The organism is Nocardia anaemiae NBRC 100462 (assembly GCF_001612725.1).
Taxonomy (GTDB): domain Bacteria; phylum Actinomycetota; class Actinomycetes; order Mycobacteriales; family Mycobacteriaceae; genus Nocardia; species Nocardia anaemiae.
The window spans coordinates 137,405-154,648 of sequence record NZ_BDAZ01000034.1 but is presented as its reverse complement, the minus strand read 5'-3'; the positions used below and the strand labels follow the sequence as shown (position 1 = coordinate 154,648).

The window sequence follows — 17,244 nt, the reverse complement described above, 5'->3', positions numbered from 1 at the left end:
GCTGTCACAGCGCGCCAGGCCCCGTTTCTCTCGTGAAGCGATCTTGTCGCCTCCGTAAGCTGCGGAACCTCTGCGGCGAACTCCGCAACCCGGGAAGGTCTCGATTAGGTTACGGAACGGCGTGGCTCTGTGTCCAGTGGGCCACAAAATGATCACACACGCCGTCCCGACGCCCGGCCGCTTCGTACGGCCGGGCGGCGTGATCGAAAGAGCTGCTCAGAAGCGGCGCGCGCCGGTGACCGGCATGGAGGAGATCGGCGCGAGCTTCACGGGGGTGCCCGAGGTGGAGGCATGAACGACGTTGCCGTCACCGGCGTACAGGCCGGAGTGTCCGCCGCCGTAGAACGACACCAGATCGCCGGGCTGCAGGTCGTCGAGCGAGACCGGGGTGCCCGCGTTCAGCTGCTCACCGCTGGTGCGCGGCAGCTCCAGACCGGCCTGCTGGTAGGACCACTTGACCAGGCCCGAGCAGTCGAAGGCGTTCGGGCCCGCGGCGCCGTAGACGTACGGCGAACCGATCTTGCTCATTGCGGCGTCGAGCGCGATATCGCCCACGGACTTCTTGGGAGCCATGAACGGCAGCGGGGCGGGGTTGGGCACCTCGATGCCCGGGATGCCCTGCGGGATCGGGATCTCGTTCGGCACGTCGAAGGTGCCGACGCCGGGAATGGTGACCGGCTGGGCCGAGGCGGGCGCGGCGGGCAACAGGAAGACGCCGAGCGTGGCAGCTCCGACGGCTCCGGCCGCGACGGCACGCTGGGCATGTCGCTTTACGGTGTTGGTCGCCATGATGCGGTACTTCCAATCTGCCCCACGACGCCGCACCCGGTGATGCAGCGGACTGCGTGTCGAAGCACCGTCGGGTGGTGCGCCGAACTCCGTGAGGTCTCGAAAAGGTTACGAACACATCACGGTGTTTTGTAAAGCCGGGAACATCCGAAATGGCGATGCTCAACAAATTCGCCACCGAATATGTGCGACTTCAGTCACACCAATCACGAAACGATAACGACGCGCGATTTCCCAGGGATGGTGGCATCACTGCCGGGCTGTCAGCGGTCTGGAGTCGGCGTGTCTCAGACGCTGCGATTCTCCGAATTTGCCCAGGTAGTGACGGTATCTCTGCCCGCGTGGGGTCGTGCGAGTCGAACCGAACGGTCTTCTCGTTGGCGTCGCGGGCAGCACGCCGAGGGCGACGTGGCGGGGCGCCCGGGCGTGTCCGTCCGATTGACGCAATTTGCTCAATAATGTGATGTGCGCCACTTTTTGGTGTTCTAGATCATTTCGTGGGAATCGGAGCGAAATCCTCACCGTGTAATTCGGACATTTCTCTGGTGAAATCCCAGGTGGCTTTCCCGCGGTTCCTGTCGTACCGAGGCCCTACGCTGCACGCCGTGCCCGATCCGACGCCGCGCCAGGCCGCCGCACTGCAGTTGGCCTTCGACGAGCTCGAGACGCCGCTCTACGACACCACTTTCGTGATCGTCGATCTGGAAACGACAGGCACCAGCCCCGAAGGTGACGCGATCACCGAGATCGGCGCGGTGAAGGTGCGCGGCGGTGAAATGCTCGGAGAGTTCGCGACCCTGGTCAATCCGGGACGGGCCATACCACCCGCGATCGTGCAGATCACCGGGATCACCACCGCGATGGTCTACGAGGCGCCCCGGATCGAGGCGGTGCTGCCGGGTTTTCTCGAATTCGCCAAGGGCGCTGTGCTGGTCGCGCACAACGCCCGCTTCGATATGGCCTTCCTGCGCGCCGCCGCGGCCCGCATGGATATGCCGTGGCCGAGCGGGCCGGTGGTGTGCACGGTGAAGCTGGCGCGGCGCGTGCTCGCCCGCGACGAGGCGCCCTCGGTCCGGCTCGGTGTGCTCGCGCCGCTGCTCGGTGCGAGCACCCAGCCGAACCACCGCGCCCTCGACGACGCCAGGGCCACCGTGGACGTGCTGCACGCTCTCATCGGACGCGTCGGGAATCTCGGCGTGCACAGCCTGACCGAACTGCTCGACTATCTGCCGAATGTCACACCGCGCCAACGCGCCAAGCGGGTGCTCGCCAATGATCTGCCGTCGAGTCCTGGCGTCTATCTCTTCCGCGGACCGTCCGACGAAGTCCTCTATATAGGCACGGCCGTGAACCTGCGCCGTCGCGTGCGCAATTACTTCACCGGATCCGAGACCCGCGGCCGGATGAAAGAGATGGTCTCCCTTGCCATTCGGGTCGACCACGTGGTGTGCGCGCACGGCCTGGAGGCCGCGGTTCGCGAGCTGCGACTGATCGTCGCGCACACCCCGCCCTATAACCGGCGTTCGAAGTTCCCCAAGCGCGGTTGGTGGATAACGCTGACCGACGAACCGTTTCCTCGATTCGCGATCGCGCGCACACCGACCGCGGATGCGTTGGGGCCCTTCCCTTCTCGGATGGTCGCGAACGACATCGCGCTCACCATCGCGGAGCACAGCGGCCTGCGTACCTGCACAACGCGACTGCCACGCGACGGTCGCCACGACTGCCCGCCCGCGGTGGTCGGTGGCTGCCCGGCGTCCGTCGATGGCACTCCTATATATAGGGAGGAATACGAGCCCGCCGCCGCGGCCGTTCGGGCGCTGTTCGCGGGGCACTGCGACGCGCCGCTGCGGGCCATGCTCGACCGCATCGAAACTCATTCGGGGGCCGAGCATTTCGAGGCCGCCGCCAGACTCCGCGACCGGACCGGCGCGGTGGTGCGGGCACTGCACCGCACCCAGCGGCTCGCCGCGGTGGCGCGGCTCGCCGAACTGATCGCGGCGCATCCGGACGGCGCGGGCGGTTGGGAGTACGCGGTGATTCGCTATGGGCGGCTGGCGGGGGCCGGAACCTCGGCGCGGGGTGTGCCGCCCATGCCGGTGATCGAACGCATCGTCGCGGCGGCGGAGACCGTACTGCCGGACCCGGTCCCGCCATTGCGCGGTGCGCCGCCGGAGGAGGTCGGTCTCGTGACGCGATGGTTGGGACGGCCGGGGGTGCGGATCGTGCGCACGAGTGAGGGCTACCGTGAACCGATCCGAAGTGCCGGACGCTGGGCCGGGTGGGCGGATCTGGCCGATGCGGCCGCGCGGGCCCGGCTGCACGGGCCGGAGGCCGAACTCGCGCGGTACGAGGGTGGTGACCGCCTAGGCTGACAGCCATGATTACCGCGATCGTGATGATCCAGGCCGAGAACGCCCGCATTCCGGAGACCGCGCAGGCGGTCGCCGACACCGAGGGCGTCACCGAGGTCTACTCCTGCGCGGGCGATGTCGACCTGATCGCGATCGTGCGGGTGCGCGACCACGAGGAGATCGCCGATGTGGTGACCGGTCGGATCGACAAGACTCCCGGCGTGGCTCGCACCACCACGCACATCGCCTTCAAGTCCTATTCCCGCGCCGACGTCGAAGCGGGCTTCTCCCTGGGCGAGTGAGCCGTGATCAGGGAATGATTTAGGAGAAGGTGCGGGGGGTGACGCACAATTCGCGCCGCGGGAGTCAGTTGTCGCCGAGGGTGTTGGTGAGTTTGGCCCAGCGGTCCAGCAGGGCGGCGGATTTGCCGGTGTCGATGGCTTCGGCGGCGCGATCGATGCCCGCGGCGATGGCGTCGTGGATATCCGCATCCGGATCGCCGACACCTTGAGACCAGTCGTAGGCGACGATGGCGGCGGCGGAATTGAGCAGTACCGCATCGCGCACCGGGCCCGCGGTGCCCGCGAATACGCTGCGCGCGACGCCCGCATTGACCTCGGCGTCGCCGCCGCGCAATGCGTTCAGATCGACGCGCGCGATGCCGATGCGGGTCGGATCGATGGTGGTCTTCCGCAGTTTTCCGCCCGACACGATCCACGCGTCGGTGGTGTCGGAGGTGGTGATCTCGTCGAGGCCGTCATTGCCGCGCACCACGATCGCGCTGGCGCCGCGCCCGGCGAATACCCCGGCGATCACCGGCAGCAGCTCGGGAAAGGCGCAGCCGACCAACCCGGCACGCGGTCGCGCGGGGTTGGTGAGCGGGCCGAGCACATTGAAAACGGTGGGTATGCCGATTTCCTTGCGGGCCGGACCGGCGAAGCGCAACGCGGGGTGGAACAGCGGCGCGAAGCAGAAGCCGATGCCGACCTCGCGCACGCAGCGAGCGACCGCCTCGGGGCCGAGGGCCAGTTTCACGCCAAGTGCCTCCAGCACATCGGCGCCGCCGCTCTTCGAGGAGGCCGCGCGATTGCCGTGCTTGACCACCGGCACACCGGCTGAGGCCACCACGATCGAGGACATCGTCGAGATATTCACCGAACCGGACCGGTCACCGCCGGTTCCGACAATGTCGACCGCATCGCCGTCGACATGGACCAGGCGGGCGTGGCCGAGCATGCCCGCGGCCATGCCGGACAGTTCGGTGGGAGTCGGGCCCTTGATCTTCATCGCGACACCGAACGCGGCGATCTGTGCCTGTGTCGCGTTGTCGGTGAAGATCTCATCGATCACCCAGGTCGTGTCCTCCGCCGCCAGATCGCCGCCATCGGCAAGTGTCCCGAGTACTTGGGGCCAGCTGCGCATGTCCACTTCTCCTGTCACCACTGGTTCGCGCACCAGTCTGTCGCGATAGAGCGTAGTGGTCGAGGCGTTATCAGCGCTGCGCGGTCGCGGAACCCGGTTGCAGGGCATCCCAGCCGTCCACGACGCCGTCGTGACGCTGGGCGAGACCGACCATCCTGTTCCGCTCCTGCGAACAGTGCAGTGCATCGAGTAGTTGAACTCGTTGCAGGATCAGCGATTCCAGCTCATGTGGACCTTCGGTGCGCGGGCCCGCGGTGTAGCCGTCTTGGGCGGCAACCGCACAGACGTCATCGATCCGATCGGGCGGAATACGCAAGTGATGGCGCAGCAGTGCGGGCTCATCGGCTTTGAGAGCCGAGGCGCGCGAGAGTGTTGTCGAACACGCCTCGGCGTCATCGAAGCACTCCGCGACGACTACTAGATCGGAACGGCTCGGATCGAGCGGTTCGGGTTCGTTCCCGCCGAACAGCCGTTGCCACCATCGCGTCACGTCCGCCTCCTGATCTCAGCTTTTCCTAATCTTGGGCTGTCATCCTGTGATCGCGCGACGTTCACAAACCCCGACGTCACCACAACGGAGCGCGTCTTCGAGCGACCGTCGGCGGCCCGTCTCGCGGCCGAGTCGTCCAAGCGCATACGACACAGTCGCGAGTCTCGACGGCTCGGTCGCGAGACACCAGGGGGCCGCCGACATGCCGCGCCGTGGCGCGGCCATCAAACGCTGTCTGTCCGTGCGTTTTCCGACACGGGAGGACAAGTTTCGCACCCGGGTACTTGTGTCGTACTACGACGAGTCATACTTACCCCCGTGACGACCGCAGTAGGGACCCCAGGATCGGCCATTACTCAGCGTGTGCATTCGCTGAACCGGCCCAACATGGTGAGCGTCGGTACCATCATCTGGCTGTCCAGCGAGCTGATGTTCTTTGCCGGGCTCTTCGCGATGTACTTCGTCGCGCGCGCCCAGGCCCACGGCAACTGGCCGCCGGAACCGACCGAGCTGAACCTGAAGCTTGCCGTGCCGGTCACCACCGTGCTGGTCGCCTCCTCGTTCACCTGCCAGATGGGTGTGTTCGCGGCGGAGAAGGGCGATGTGTTCGGCCTGCGCCGCTGGTACGTCGTGACCCTGATCATGGGTGCGCTGTTCGTGGCCGGGCAGGGCTACGAGTACACCAACCTGGTCAAGGAGGGCACCTCGATCTCGAGCAGCGCCTACGGCTCGGTGTTCTACATCACCACCGGTTTCCACGGACTGCACGTCATCGGCGGTCTGATCGCCTTCGTCTTCCTGCTGATCCGCACCAAGGTCAGTAAGTTCACCCCGGCACAGGCCACCGCCGCGATCGTCGTCTCCTACTACTGGCATTTCGTCGACATCGTCTGGATCGGGCTGTTCGCCACGATCTACTTCGTCCGCTGAGCCGGGCCAGTACCCCGAATCTTTTGCACAAGTCGGTTCCGTCTACTCCAAAGGGACACAGATGAGTTCATCTCCCCCGTCAGCGCCAGAGCCCGCCAGCCCCGGGAACGGCGAGGCCAGCAAGATCCGCAAGCAGCGCCGCATGCGGCGTCGCATCGCGGGTGGGCTCGCGCTGCTGGTGGGCCTCGTCGGAGCCGGATTCCTCGCCACCGCGATCACGCCGGACCCGCAGGTCGCGACCGCGAACGAGGACCAGTCCGCGCTGATCCGCGACGGCAAGCAGCTCTACGAGACCTCCTGCATCACCTGCCACGGCGCCAACCTGCAGGGCGTGCCCGACCGCGGTCCGAGCCTGATCGGCGTCGGTGAGGCGGCCGTGTACTTCCAGGTCTCCTCCGGCCGCATGCCGATGGCGCGCAACGAGGCCCAGGCCCAGCGCAAGCCACCGAAGTTCGACGCGCACCAGATCGACGCCCTCAGCGCGTACGTCGCGTCCAACGGCGGCGGCCCGAGCGTGGTCCGCGACGCCAATGGCGAGATCGCCCAGGAATCGCTGCGCGGTCCGGATGTGGCCCGCGGTTCGGAGCTGTTCCGGATGAACTGCGCGTCCTGCCACAACTTCACCGGCCGCGGCGGTGCGCTGTCCTCCGGTAAGTTCGCACCGCCGCTGGAACCCGCGAGCGAGCAGCAGATCTACGATGCGATGCTCACCGGTCCGCAGAACATGCCGAAGTTCTCCGACCGGCAGCTGAGCCCGGAAGAGAAGCGTGACATCGTCGCCTACGTCAAGAACGCCACCGAGGAGAAGAGCCCCGGCGGCTGGGATCTCGGCGGGTTCGGTCCCGCGACCGAGGGTCTGGCCATGTGGGTGGTCGGCATCACGCTGGTCGTCGGCGCCGCGATGTGGATCGGATCACGTTCATGAGCAATAAGGAGCCAACTGACATGGGTCGGCCGGATGAGGGCCACGACGGTGTGGAGCCGTCGAACGAGCAGGTGAACACCACACCGGCTGAGCCCACCGAGGAAGAACTCGACGCGATGTCGCGCGACGAGCTGGTCAAGCTCGGTACCGAGCGCGACGGCGTCGACGTCGCCTACCGGCGCGAGCGGTTCCCGGTGCCGGGCACCCGCGCCGAGAAGCGCGCCGAGCGACAGGTCTCTTTCTGGTTCGCGGTCTCCGGTATCGCGGCCGCGGTCCTGGTCGGGGTCTTCCTGTTCTGGCCTTGGGAATTCAAGGGCAAGGACGAGGACGGCCACACCGCCTACTCGCTGTTCACCCCGCTGGTCGGCCTCAGCTTGGGTATCTCCGTGCTGGTCATCGGCGTCGCGGTGGTGCTGATCCGCAAGAAGTTCATACCGGCCGAGCTGTCCATCCAGGACCGCCACGACGGGCCCTCGCCCGAGGTCGAACGCCGCACCCTGGTCGCCGAGCTGCAGGACGCGCTGGATACCTCCACGCTGGGTCGTCGCAAGATGATCACCCGGACCGCGGGCGCCGGTGTCGGCGTACTCGGTGTCGGTGCGCTGCTGGTCTTCGTCGGCGGCCTGATCAAGAACCCGTGGGCCAAGGGCGACAAGTCGCCGCTGTGGGTCTCGGGCTGGACCCCGGACTTCGCGGGCGAGACGATCTACATCCGTCGCGACACCGGTCGTCCCGAGGACATCGTGCTGGTTCGTCCCGAGGATCTGGACGCGGGCGCCATGGAGACGGTGTTCCCGTGGAAGGAGAAGTGGCGCGGTGACGAGCACGCGACGCTGCAGTCCCTGCGCGGTATCCGCAACGCCGTCATGCTGATCCGGCTGCGCACCGAAGACGCGCAGAAGGCCATCAAGCGCAAGGGGCAGGAGAGCTTCAACTACGGCGACTACTTCGCCTACTCGAAGATCTGCACCCACCTCGGTTGCCCGACGTCGCTGTTCGAGCAGCAGACCAACAAGATCCTGTGCCCCTGCCACCAGTCGCAGTTCCTGGCGACCGAATGGGGTAAGCCGGTCTTCGGTCCCGCCGCTCGCGCACTGCCGCAGCTGCCGATCACCGTCAATTCCGAGGGCTACCTGGTCGCCGCGGGCGACTTCATCGAGCCGCTCGGACCGGCCTACTGGGAGCGTCGTTCATGAGTCGGGTTGCAGCCCAAGCCAACGAGGCCGACGAGCGGTACCGCGCCGCGGCGTTCGTGAAGCGGTCGATCAACAAGGTCTTCCCGACCCACTGGTCGTTCCTGCTCGGCGAGATCGCGCTCTACAGCTTCATCATCCTGCTGCTGTCGGGCGTGTATCTCACCCTGTTCTTCGATCCGTCGATGAGCGAGGTCGTCTACAACGGCGCCTACCAGCCGCTGCGTGGTGTGACCATGTCGCGGGCCTACGAGACGGCGCTGAACATCTCCTTCGAGGTGCGCGGTGGTCTGTTCGTGCGCCAGGTGCACCACTGGGCCGCACTGCTTTTCGCGGCCTCGATCATCGTGCACCTGTTCCGCATCTTCTTCACCGGTGCGTTCCGCAAGCCGCGCGAGGCGAACTGGGTCATCGGCTGCCTGCTGCTGATCCTGGCCATGTTCGAGGGCTTCTTCGGTTACTCGCTGCCCGACGACCTGCTCTCGGGTACCGGTCTGCGGGCCGCGTTCGGCGGTATCACGATGAGTATCCCGATCATCGGCACCTGGATGCACTGGCTGATCTTCGGCGGTGACTTCCCGGGCGACATCATCATTCCGCGCCTGTACATCGCGCACGTGCTGTTGTTCCCTGGCATCATTCTGGCGCTGATCGCCGCGCACGTCGCGCTGGTCTGGTACCAGAAGCACACTCAGTTCCCCGGTCCGGGCCGCACCGAGAACAATGTCGTCGGTGCGCGCATCGTGCCGGTGTTCGCCTCCGATCAAGGCGCGTTCTTCGCCTTCACCCTCGGCATCGTGGCGATCATGGCCGGTGTGCTGCAGATCAACCCGATCTGGAACATGGGTCCGTACAACCCCTCACAGGTGTCGGCGGGTTCCCAGCCCGACTTCTACATGATGTGGACCGACGGTCTGGCACGTCTGATGCCGCCGTGGGAGCTCTACATCGGTCGTTACACAGTTCCGGCCGTGTTCTGGGTGGCGCTGATCATGGGTCTGGTGTTCACGGTGCTGATCGCCTACCCGTGGATCGAGAAGCGCCTCACCGGCGACGATGTGCAGCACAACCTGCTGCAGCGCCCGCGCGACGTGCCGGTGCGCACGGCGATCGGTGCGATGTCGATCGGTTTCTATGTGGTGCTGACACTGTCGTGCGTAAACGACATCCTGGCGCTGAAGTTCGACATCTCGTTGAACGCCACCACCTGGATGGGCCGCATCGGCCTGCTTGTCGTGCCGCCGGTGGCGTACTTCCTCGCCTACCGGTTCTGCATCGGTCTGCAGCGCAGTGACCGCGCGGTGCTCGAGCACGGCATCGAGACCGGTGTGATCAAGCGTCTGCCGCACGGTGAGTACATCGAGGTGCACCAGCCGCTCGGCCCGGTCGACGACCACGGCCACCCGATCCCGCTGGAGTACCAGGGCGCGACGGTGCCCAAGAAGATGAACAAGCTGGGTTCGGCCGGTAAGCCGGGCACCGGTAGCTTCTTGCGCGCCGATCCGCTGCACGAGATCGAGCAGGCCTTCGAGGACGACCACGCGGAAGAGCACAAGCAGCTCGCCGTCCTGCAGAAGGTCCAGGACAAGGCGAACGGTCGCAACGGCAACCATTCGCACTGACGGATAAATGAAAGGCCCCGAGTCGAATTCGACTCGGGGCCTTTCGCTTTAACGGGAGACCCGACGCCGGGCGGCCTCGATGGCCTCGAACTTGGCCAGGTTGTGGCGGGCGTCGGCGAGGGCGTCGTGGGCGTCCGGGGGGACCGGGGGCAGTTCGGGACGGCCGTGAGCCTCCCAGTGCTGACGCAGTTCGTTGGTGTAGCGGGGCAGGGCATTGGGCAGGTCGACCATGGAGCCCCAGAGCTGGCACAGCGCGACATGGTCGTAGGCGGCCACCCAGGCCCACAGCTCGGGGGTGACGCTGGGGCGCGGGACCAGGAATTCGTAGAGTTCTTTGCGGATCTGTTCGCGGCTGCGCCAGCGCGGTGAGGCGGGCGGCGGCAGCTGTGGCAGCACGTATCTGCGCACCCACGGACCGGCCCGTTCGGGATCGAATTCGGTTGAGACCGCGTAGTATTCGCGGCCGTCCTCGCAGACCACACCGATCGATACGAGGTCGATCGTGACCCCGTCCTCGATGAATTCGCAGTCATAAAAGTATCGAAGCGAGATCGGTCTGTCCTCCAAAGATCGGTACGGTGCGGCGATAGTGCCCGGCTATCCACCCTAGGTGGACAGAATCCACCCCTCATACCGGGTATCTGCGCAGGCCGGGGTATCCGTATTCTGAACGGGTGAACTGGACCGTCGACGTACCCATCGATCGCCTGCCGGAGCTGCCGCCGCTGCCCGCAGAGCTGCGTAGGCGGCTGGACGACGCGCTGGCGCGTCCGGCGCTGCAGCAGCCGGCGTGGGATCCGGAGCAGGCGGCGATGATGCGCACTGTGCTGGAGAGCGTGCCGCCGATCTGCGTACCCGCCGAGGTGGAGGAGCTGCGCGCGCAGCTCGCGGAGGTCGCGCGCGGCGAGGCCTTCCTGATGCAGGGCGGTGACTGCGCGGAGACCTTCGCCGATAACACCGAACCGCATATCCGCGGCAATATCCGAACCCTGCTGCAGATGGCCGTGGTGCTGACCTACGGCGCCAGCCTGCCGGTGGTCAAGGTCGCGCGCATCGCAGGCCAGTACGCGAAGCCGCGCTCCTCGGACACCGACGCGCTCGGCCTCAAGTCCTACCGCGGTGACATGGTGAACTCGCTGGTCGCCGATGCGAAGGTGCGCGAGCACGACCCGTCGCGACTGGTCCGCGCCTACGCCAACGCCAGCGCCGCCATGAACCTGGTGCGCGCGCTGACCGGTGCGGGTATGGCGGATCTGCACCGCGTGCACGATTGGAACCGCGACTTCGTCGCCCAGTCGCCCGCCGGTGCGCGCTACGAGGCGCTGGCCGAGGAGATCGACCGCGGCCTGGCCTTCATGACCGCCTGCCGGGTGAACGATCCCAGTCTGCAATCCGCCCGCATCTACGCCAGCCATGAGGCGCTGGTGCTGGACTACGAGCGCGCCATGCTGCGTCTCGGCGAGAACCCGGCGGGCGAGCCGGTGCTCTACGACCTGTCCGCGCACTTCCTGTGGATCGGCGAGCGCACCCGTCAGCTCGACGGCGCGCATATCGCCTTCGCGGAGCTGCTCGCCAATCCGATCGGCCTGAAGATCGGTCCGACCACCACCCCGGATCAGGCCGTGGAGTACGTCGAGCGGCTCGATCCCAATAACGAGCCGGGCCGGTTGACCATTGTCTCGCGCATGGGCAATACCAAGGTCCGCGACGTACTGCCGCCCATCATCGAAAAGGTGCAGGCGACCGGACACCAGGTCATCTGGCAGTGCGACCCCATGCACGGCAACACCCACGAGGCCTCCACCGGCTACAAGACTCGGCACTTCGACCGGATCATCGACGAGGTGCAGGGCTTCTTCGAGGTGCACCACGCGCTCGGCACCCATCCCGGTGGACTGCACATCGAACTGACCGGTGAGGACGTCACCGAATGCCTCGGCGGCGCCCAGGACATCTCCGATCTGGATCTGTCCGGTCGCTACGAGACCGCATGCGATCCGCGGCTGAACACCCAGCAGTCGCTGGAACTGGCCTTCCTGGTCGCGGAAATGCTGCGCTGACCACGGCTTTCCGATAGGAGCGCCGCGACATGCGGCGCTCCTTTGTCGTCAGGGCAGTGCCGTCAGCGAGACGGTACTGCCCGCCTCGACATTGGAACCCACGCCGGGAACCTGGCCGATCACTACGGAGCTCTCGGACGGGGCGAGCTGGCGCACCGCCACCACAAGGCCGAGCGCCTGCAGCTTGGAGCGGGCGTCGGCGACGCTCGAGCCGACCAGTAAGGGCACCTTCACCGCATTCGAGACGATCAGGGTGACGCCGTCGCCGGACTGGATCGTGGCGCCCGCGGCCGGTTCGGTGGCGATGACCTTATCCGCCTCGATCGTGCGGTCGTACTGAGTCCTGGTCTCGCGCACAGTGATTCCGGCCGCGGTGAGGGCCTTGTTCGCTTCCTCGGTGGTCTTGCCGCGCAGATCGGGCATCTTCACCGGCTGAGAACCCTTGCTGCGGTAGACCTTTACCTGCGCGGCCAGCGGCAGGACGGTGCCGGGAGCCGGATCGACCTTCGCAAATGTGCCCTTGGGCGCGGTGCTGCCGGTTTCGCCCGCGTCCACCGGTTGCAGTCCGGCATCGCGGATGAGCTGGTTGACCTTCGAAATGTCGTCGCCCGCTTTCACATCCGGCACACGGGGTTTGCCGCTGGAGATCAGCACGGCCACCGTCGAACCCTTGGTGACCTTGGATCCGGCCGAGGGGTCGGTGCCGACCACGCCACCGACCGGGATGGTGTCGGAGGTCTTCTGTCTGATCTCGGTGTCGAAACCGGCATCCGTCAGCGCCGAAATCGCGCTGTCCTGATCCTTCCCGGCGACCGACGGAACGGCCGAGTAGCGCCCGACACCCAACCACCAGCCGCCGATCCCGACGAGCAAGGTCAGGATCGCGACTATGGCGACCCACAGCAGTACCGTGCGACGTGATTTCGTCCGGTCGTCCGCGAACGGTGATGGCTGCGGCGAATGTGATGGCGGGTAGTGGTCGCGATAAGTATCGGGCGGCCCGTAGTCGTCGGGCGGACCGTAATCGGGCACTCGCGGTCGCGCCGCGGTGACCACCTTGGTGTGCTGCGCGGACGGTGGTGGCGGTGCCGCGGCCCTGGCCCGCTGCGGGGTCGGCGCGCCGGTCTTGAAGCTGGCGCTGAGATGTTCGGCCGATTCCTGCGGCGCGGGCACCCGATACGGCGGCAGATTCAGCGCGACCCCGATCGAATGCAGTTCGGCCGCCATCTCGTTGGCATCGGCGAAGCGGTGTGCGGGTTCGCGGTTGGTGGCTCGCGCGATCAGCTCGTCGAACTCCGGCGGGACCCCGTCGATGAATTCGCTCGGGCTGGGCACATCATTCTCGATGCGCTGATATGCCACCGAGAGCGAGGTGTCGCCGGTGAACGGAACCTGGCCGGTGAGCAGTTCGAAGATCAGGATGCCGAAGGAATAGACATCGCTGCGGGAATCGGCGGTGCCCGCGGTCACCTGTTCGGGTGACAGATAGGCGGCGGTGCCGAGAATCACGCTCGCCGAGGTGGTATTCGCGGCCGCGACGGCCCGTACCAGACCGAAATCGGCGATCTTGACCTCGCCGGAATCGGAGATCAGCACATTCTCCGGTTTGATATCGCGATGGATCAGGCCCGCCGAATGCGCGACGCCGATCGCGGCCAGTACCGGCTCGGCGACCGCGCGCACCGCATGCGGCGGCATCGGACCGCGTTCGCGCAGGAGCTCGCGCAGCGTGCCGCCCTCGACCAACTCCATGATCAGGAACGGATATTCGCCGTCCACGCCTTGGTCGTACACCGCGACCAGGGACGGATGTTTGAGCTTGGCGACCGCGCGCGCCTCGAATTCGAACCGGGACAAGAACTGGGGATCGGCGGCGAACTTGGGATCCATTACCTTGATCGCGACCGGACGGTCCAAACGGGTATCCACCCCTCGGAAGACCATCGACATCCCGCCCCTTGCGATCGGCGCATCGATGCGGTAGCGCCCCTCCAGGATTTGCCCGATCAAGTGATGTCCTCCGGCTTGCCCAAATTTCTCACCCCTCGCTCCGATGCGACAAGCGATTGACCGCCTCGCGCGGCCCGCTCACGATCGTAGCCGCGGCTGTGTTTTTGGCCGCGCGGGCGCGGCGGGTTCGCAGCCCCCTGGTGTCTCGCGTCCGAGCCGTCGAGACTCGCGACTTCGTCGCAAGCGCTTCGACGACTCGGCTGTGTTAGACGGCCGCGCCTTCGGCGCGGACGCGAGACGGGCCACGAACGGGTCGCTCGTAAGACTCGCTCCGTGGTGGTTGGTTTGGGTGCGAACTGATGGTTCCTGGCACAGGGTGTCGAATCGTGCGGGAACGGTCCAGGGTGTCTCGAGCCACTCGGCGCGGGACCGTCTACCGTTGTCCGGGTGAGTGCATTTCCTTGCAGTGACGATGTTCTTCCGCAGTCGGAGGCGGTGATCCCGCTGCCCGAGGTGGCCGACAAGCTCGGGCTCGTAGTGACCCGGGTGCATCAGATGCTGCGCGACCACCAGTTGCTCGCCGTGCGCCGTGGTGGCGTCGCGGGCGTGCCCGAGCGATTCTTCGACGACACCGGCGCGATCGTGAAGCCGCTGCCGGGCCTGATCACCGTCATGAAAGACGCCAAGTACACCGATGAGGAGATCCTGGAGTGGATCTTCACCGACGACGAGACCCTGCCCGGTAAGCCCGTCGACGCATTGCACGGCCCGCTCGCGCGCGAGGTGCTGCGCCGCGCGGCGGCGGAACCCTTCTGAATTTCGGTCGAGTCTCAGTGCCGCAGGGCAGCAGCGGTGAACTCGATTGCCGCGACTCGCAGGCGTCGGTGGCGGGGGACCACGGCGCGGCGCGCGAACACCGCGTAGTCGGAGTGTTCGATTTGATCCAGGATGCCCGAGTAGAGCGTGCTCGCGGTGCGGATGGCGGGGCGCACCCGGGGGGTGAGTAGGTCGATTCCGGGGTTCGCGAAGCGGTAGAGGTCGCGGTTGATCGCGATCAGGTGGGCCAATGCGCGGCGGACTCGCTGGTCGGTGTGGCCGATGCGGTGGCAGTGGGCCAGCAGGTCGGCGTCGACGCCGAAGGCAGCGAGTTCGTCGGTGGGGAGATAGATCCGGCCTCGGTCCAGATCCTCGGCGATATCGCGCAGGAAGTTGGTGAGCTGAAAGGCCTCGCCGAGTGCGGCGGCGGCGGGTTCGGCCTCGGTCACGGGGACGACCGTGCCCAGTACGGGCAGCAGTTGCAGACCGATCGCGGCCGCGGAACCGCGCATGTAGTCGCGCAGCTCGGTCATGGTGGTGTACTGGGCGCGGAAGTGCGCGGTGCCGGGCACATCCATTCGCATGGAGTCCAGGAAGATCCAGAAGTGCTGGGGCGCAATGTCATAGCGCTGGATGGTGTCGGCCAGTGCGGCCAGCACCTGGGTGCGGCGATCGACCGGCGGCTTCGCCTGCTCCAAGGCGACGCGCAGTTGCTTCTCGATCAGATCGAGCTCACCCGCGGGACCGTGTTCGGCGTCGTAGCTGGGGTGATCGACGATGTCGTCGACCATTCGCGCGAAGGCGTAGAGCGCGTGTACCGCGGGTCTTCGCGGTGCCGACAGTAGCCGGGTGGCGAGGAAGTAGGTGCGCCCGTGTTCAGCGGCGATCGCACGGCAGACGCGGTACGCCGCGGCCAGTTCCGAGCCGCGGGCGGTAAGAGCGACCTCGGTCATGACCGGGTGACGGCGACCGGATTGCTCTCCGGTGGGGTGGCGCGCAATCGCAATGGGTCGACCCGCCGCAGCGACATGGCCGCGACGACGGCGGCGAAGGTCGCGGCGGCGACGTGTCCGAGGCTGTACAGCCCGATCGAGCCGTCCGGTTGGAAGACCAGCATCAACCAGGTACACAGTCCGACCAGCACCATCAGTGTGGTGGTTGACAGCGCGAATCCGGCGGCCAGCGCGAGCGGCCAGGAGTAGTACCAGGGCAGCGCCGCGGGCGAGAGGATGACGATGGCGACGAACGCGATGAGGATGCCGAAGACCGCCTCGCGCTCGCTGTGCCGGAACCGCCACCAGGTCCACCCGAGCACGGCGATCAGCGCGAGCGCGCAGAGTGCGCGGGTCACCGCGAGTACCGGATCCATCGGGAACGGCGTCACCCAGCGGACCATATGCGCCATGATCGTGGGCAGCGAGAGCCAGTTGATGATCTTCTTCGAGCCCGAAAGCGCGGTCAGCCAGCCGATGCCCACTCCGGCGATGGCCGAGGCGGCCACGAAGACCACCGCGAACACGCTCAATCCGAGCCCGGCGATCTTGGCGAACATCAGCGCCGGATGCGGCACTTCCGCGCTCGGTCGCGCGGGTTCGGCCTCGCTCTCGACACTCTGGGTCGCACCCGGTGATTGGGCGGCGCGTTGCAGCGCTCGGCGTTCGCGCTCATGCAGCATCCAGATCCACACCAGGAACGGCAGTGCCACACCGGCGGTCGCCTTGATGGCGACACCGATCGCGACGAGCACGATGCCCGCCACATGATGGCGCTCGAGCACCAGTGCGATTCCCGCGCACATGAGCCCGACCATGAGCATTTCGTTGTGCACGCCACCGATGAGATGGATAAGGACCAGCGGGTTGAGCACGGCCAGCCAGAGCGCGACGTTCGGCTTGCCGCCCAGGTGCTTGGTCAGATAGGGCACCGCCCACATCATCAACGCCAGGCCGGGCAGCATGACCAGTCGCAGCGCGATGGTGCCCGCCACCACGTTGTCGCCGGTGATCGCGGTGATCGCGTTGCCGAGTAGCAGGAAGATCGGACCGTATGGCGCGGTGGTGGTGGTCCAGACCGGGCTCACATTGTCCAGCAGCACACCGGGATTGGCGACCGGCGGCGAGACGTAGGGATCGAAGCCGTCGCGTAGCAGTGCGCCCTGGGCCAGATACGAATACGCGTCGCGGCTGAACATCGGCACCGCGAACAGTAGTGGGAAGATCCAGATGCCGACGATCGCGCGCAGCTCGTTCAGCGTGACTCCGGCGTCGGGCCGGTCGCCGAATCCGATCGTGGTGCGGCCCAAGCGCACCCAGGCGGTGATCATCAACAGCACACCGACCCAGATGACCATGGTGGACAGCACGTAGCCGTGTCCGAATCGCAGCCAGGACAGATGCATCGCCTCGAGCAGCGGATCGCGTTTGCGGACGCTGCCCGCACCGAATCCACCGAAGGTGATCATCAGCGCGCCGACGAAACCGAGCAGCGCCGAATGTCCCTCAGGGCTGCGGGCGAAGTCGGCGGTCGTTCGCAGCCAGGTTCGGAATCCGTGTTCGGCGACGGCCGGGGAGGTCCGGCGCGCGGGGTCGCTCGATGGACGCGCCTCGTCTTCGGTCGCGGTGATCGAGTTGTCGGTGGGCGCGGCGGCCGTCGTCTCAGGGGGATGCATGTGGTGTCGGTCCCCCCGGAGTGGT

General features: G+C 66.6%; 15 protein-coding genes. 8 read left to right on the top strand and 7 right to left on the bottom strand.

Features of this window, described 5'->3' with window-relative positions:
• Nucleotides 1-216: 216 nt before the first annotated feature.
• Nucleotides 217-789 (bottom strand): C40 family peptidase, encoded by a 573-nt coding sequence (locus tag NA5_RS21430; RefSeq protein ID WP_062988751.1) that lies wholly within the window; start codon nt 787-789, stop codon nt 217-219.
• Nucleotides 790-1,394: 605 nt separating this feature from the next.
• Between NA5_RS21430 and NA5_RS21425 the strand changes: the two genes are divergently transcribed.
• Together NA5_RS21425 and NA5_RS21420 are read left to right on the top strand one after the other, a co-directional pair.
• On the top strand, nt 1,395-3,164 hold the full coding sequence (locus NA5_RS21425) for a DEDD exonuclease domain-containing protein (protein ID WP_062988749.1): 1,770 nt from the start codon (nt 1,395-1,397) through the stop codon (nt 3,162-3,164).
• 5 nt (nt 3,165-3,169) lie between these two features.
• Nucleotides 3,170-3,445, top strand: a complete 276-nt coding sequence (locus tag NA5_RS21420) for an Lrp/AsnC family transcriptional regulator (protein WP_062988747.1) — start codon at nt 3,170-3,172, stop codon at nt 3,443-3,445.
• Nucleotides 3,446-3,509: 64 nt separating this feature from the next.
• Here the strand turns inward: NA5_RS21420 and trpD are convergent, their stop codons facing one another.
• Nucleotides 3,510-4,565 (bottom strand): anthranilate phosphoribosyltransferase, encoded by a 1,056-nt coding sequence (trpD, locus tag NA5_RS21415; protein ID WP_062988829.1) that lies wholly within the window; start codon nt 4,563-4,565, stop codon nt 3,510-3,512.
• Between the two features lie 70 nt (nt 4,566-4,635).
• Entirely contained in the window at nt 4,636-5,055 is a 420-nt protein-coding gene (locus NA5_RS21410) for a hypothetical protein (RefSeq protein WP_062988744.1), read from the bottom strand.
• 318 nt (nt 5,056-5,373) lie between these two features.
• Here NA5_RS21410 and ctaE point away from each other — a divergent pair, with 318 nt between their 5' ends.
• The 4 genes from ctaE to qcrB all read left to right on the top strand — a co-directional run bounded on the left by ctaE (nt 5,374) and on the right by qcrB (nt 9,725).
• Entirely contained in the window at nt 5,374-5,985 is a 612-nt protein-coding gene (gene ctaE / locus NA5_RS21405; protein WP_084484316.1) for an aa3-type cytochrome oxidase subunit III, read from the top strand.
• 61 nt (nt 5,986-6,046) lie between these two features.
• Nucleotides 6,047-6,910 (top strand): cytochrome bc1 complex diheme cytochrome c subunit, encoded by an 864-nt coding sequence (gene qcrC / locus NA5_RS21400; RefSeq protein WP_062988740.1) that lies wholly within the window; start codon nt 6,047-6,049, stop codon nt 6,908-6,910.
• A 20-nt stretch (nt 6,911-6,930) separates the two neighbouring features.
• On the top strand, nt 6,931-8,106 hold the full coding sequence (gene qcrA, locus NA5_RS21395; RefSeq protein WP_062988738.1) for a cytochrome bc1 complex Rieske iron-sulfur subunit: 1,176 nt from the start codon (nt 6,931-6,933) through the stop codon (nt 8,104-8,106).
• Nucleotides 8,103-9,725, top strand: a complete 1,623-nt coding sequence (gene qcrB / locus NA5_RS21390) for a cytochrome bc1 complex cytochrome b subunit (RefSeq protein WP_062988736.1) — start codon at nt 8,103-8,105, stop codon at nt 9,723-9,725. Before qcrA ends, qcrB begins: the two co-directional genes overlap by 4 nt.
• 48 nt (nt 9,726-9,773) lie before the next feature.
• Here qcrB and NA5_RS21385 read toward each other — a convergent pair whose 3' ends face one another.
• Nucleotides 9,774-10,292: a polyadenylate-specific 3'-exoribonuclease AS gene (locus tag NA5_RS21385; RefSeq protein WP_084484315.1), complete on the bottom strand. Its 519-nt coding sequence runs from the start codon at nt 10,290-10,292 to the stop codon at nt 9,774-9,776.
• Between the two features lie 107 nt (nt 10,293-10,399).
• On the opposite strand from NA5_RS21385, the gene NA5_RS21380 reads away from it, so the two are divergent.
• Nucleotides 10,400-11,785 carry a class II 3-deoxy-7-phosphoheptulonate synthase gene (locus NA5_RS21380; RefSeq protein ID WP_062988734.1) on the top strand — a complete coding sequence of 462 codons (1,386 nt, stop codon included), beginning with the start codon at nt 10,400-10,402 and terminating at the stop codon, nt 11,783-11,785.
• Nucleotides 11,786-11,833: 48 nt separating this feature from the next.
• On the opposite strand, the gene pknB is transcribed toward NA5_RS21380, so the two are convergent.
• A complete protein-coding gene (gene pknB / locus NA5_RS21375; protein WP_062988733.1) occupies nt 11,834-13,795 on the bottom strand; it encodes a Stk1 family PASTA domain-containing Ser/Thr kinase in 1,962 nt (653 codons plus the stop codon).
• Between the two features lie 387 nt (nt 13,796-14,182).
• On the opposite strand from pknB, the gene NA5_RS21370 reads away from it, so the two are divergent.
• Nucleotides 14,183-14,551, top strand: coding sequence for an Rv2175c family DNA-binding protein (locus tag NA5_RS21370; RefSeq protein WP_062988731.1), 369 nt, complete (start codon nt 14,183-14,185; stop codon nt 14,549-14,551).
• A gap of 14 nt (nt 14,552-14,565) precedes the next feature.
• Here the strand turns inward: NA5_RS21370 and NA5_RS21365 are convergent, their stop codons facing one another.
• A complete protein-coding gene (locus NA5_RS21365; RefSeq protein ID WP_062988729.1) occupies nt 14,566-15,504 on the bottom strand; it encodes a phytoene/squalene synthase family protein in 939 nt (312 codons plus the stop codon).
• Nucleotides 15,501-17,219, bottom strand: a complete 1,719-nt coding sequence (locus NA5_RS21360; RefSeq protein WP_062988727.1) for an alpha-(1->6)-mannopyranosyltransferase A — start codon at nt 17,217-17,219, stop codon at nt 15,501-15,503. Before NA5_RS21360 ends, NA5_RS21365 begins: the two co-directional genes overlap by 4 nt.
• Nucleotides 17,220-17,244 lie beyond the last annotated feature (25 nt).

Excerpts from the sequence above, each read along its gene's own strand:
- NA5_RS21430 (WP_062988751.1), bottom strand. The coding sequence starts at position 789 with ATGGCGACCAACACCGTAAAGCGACATGCCCAGCGTGCCGTCGCGGCC.
- NA5_RS21420 (WP_062988747.1), top strand. The coding sequence starts at position 3,170 with ATGATTACCGCGATCGTGATGATCCAGGCCGAGAACGCCCGCATTCCG.
- trpD (WP_062988829.1), bottom strand. The coding sequence starts at position 4,565 with ATGCGCAGCTGGCCCCAAGTACTCGGGACACTTGCCGATGGCGGCGAT.
- qcrC (WP_062988740.1), top strand. The coding sequence starts at position 6,047 with ATGAGTTCATCTCCCCCGTCAGCGCCAGAGCCCGCCAGCCCCGGGAAC.
- qcrA (WP_062988738.1), top strand. The coding sequence starts at position 6,931 with ATGGGTCGGCCGGATGAGGGCCACGACGGTGTGGAGCCGTCGAACGAG.
- qcrB (WP_062988736.1), top strand. The coding sequence starts at position 8,103 with ATGAGTCGGGTTGCAGCCCAAGCCAACGAGGCCGACGAGCGGTACCGC.
- NA5_RS21365 (WP_062988729.1), bottom strand. The coding sequence starts at position 15,504 with ATGACCGAGGTCGCTCTTACCGCCCGCGGCTCGGAACTGGCCGCGGCG.
- NA5_RS21360 (WP_062988727.1), bottom strand. The coding sequence starts at position 17,219 with ATGCATCCCCCTGAGACGACGGCCGCCGCGCCCACCGACAACTCGATC.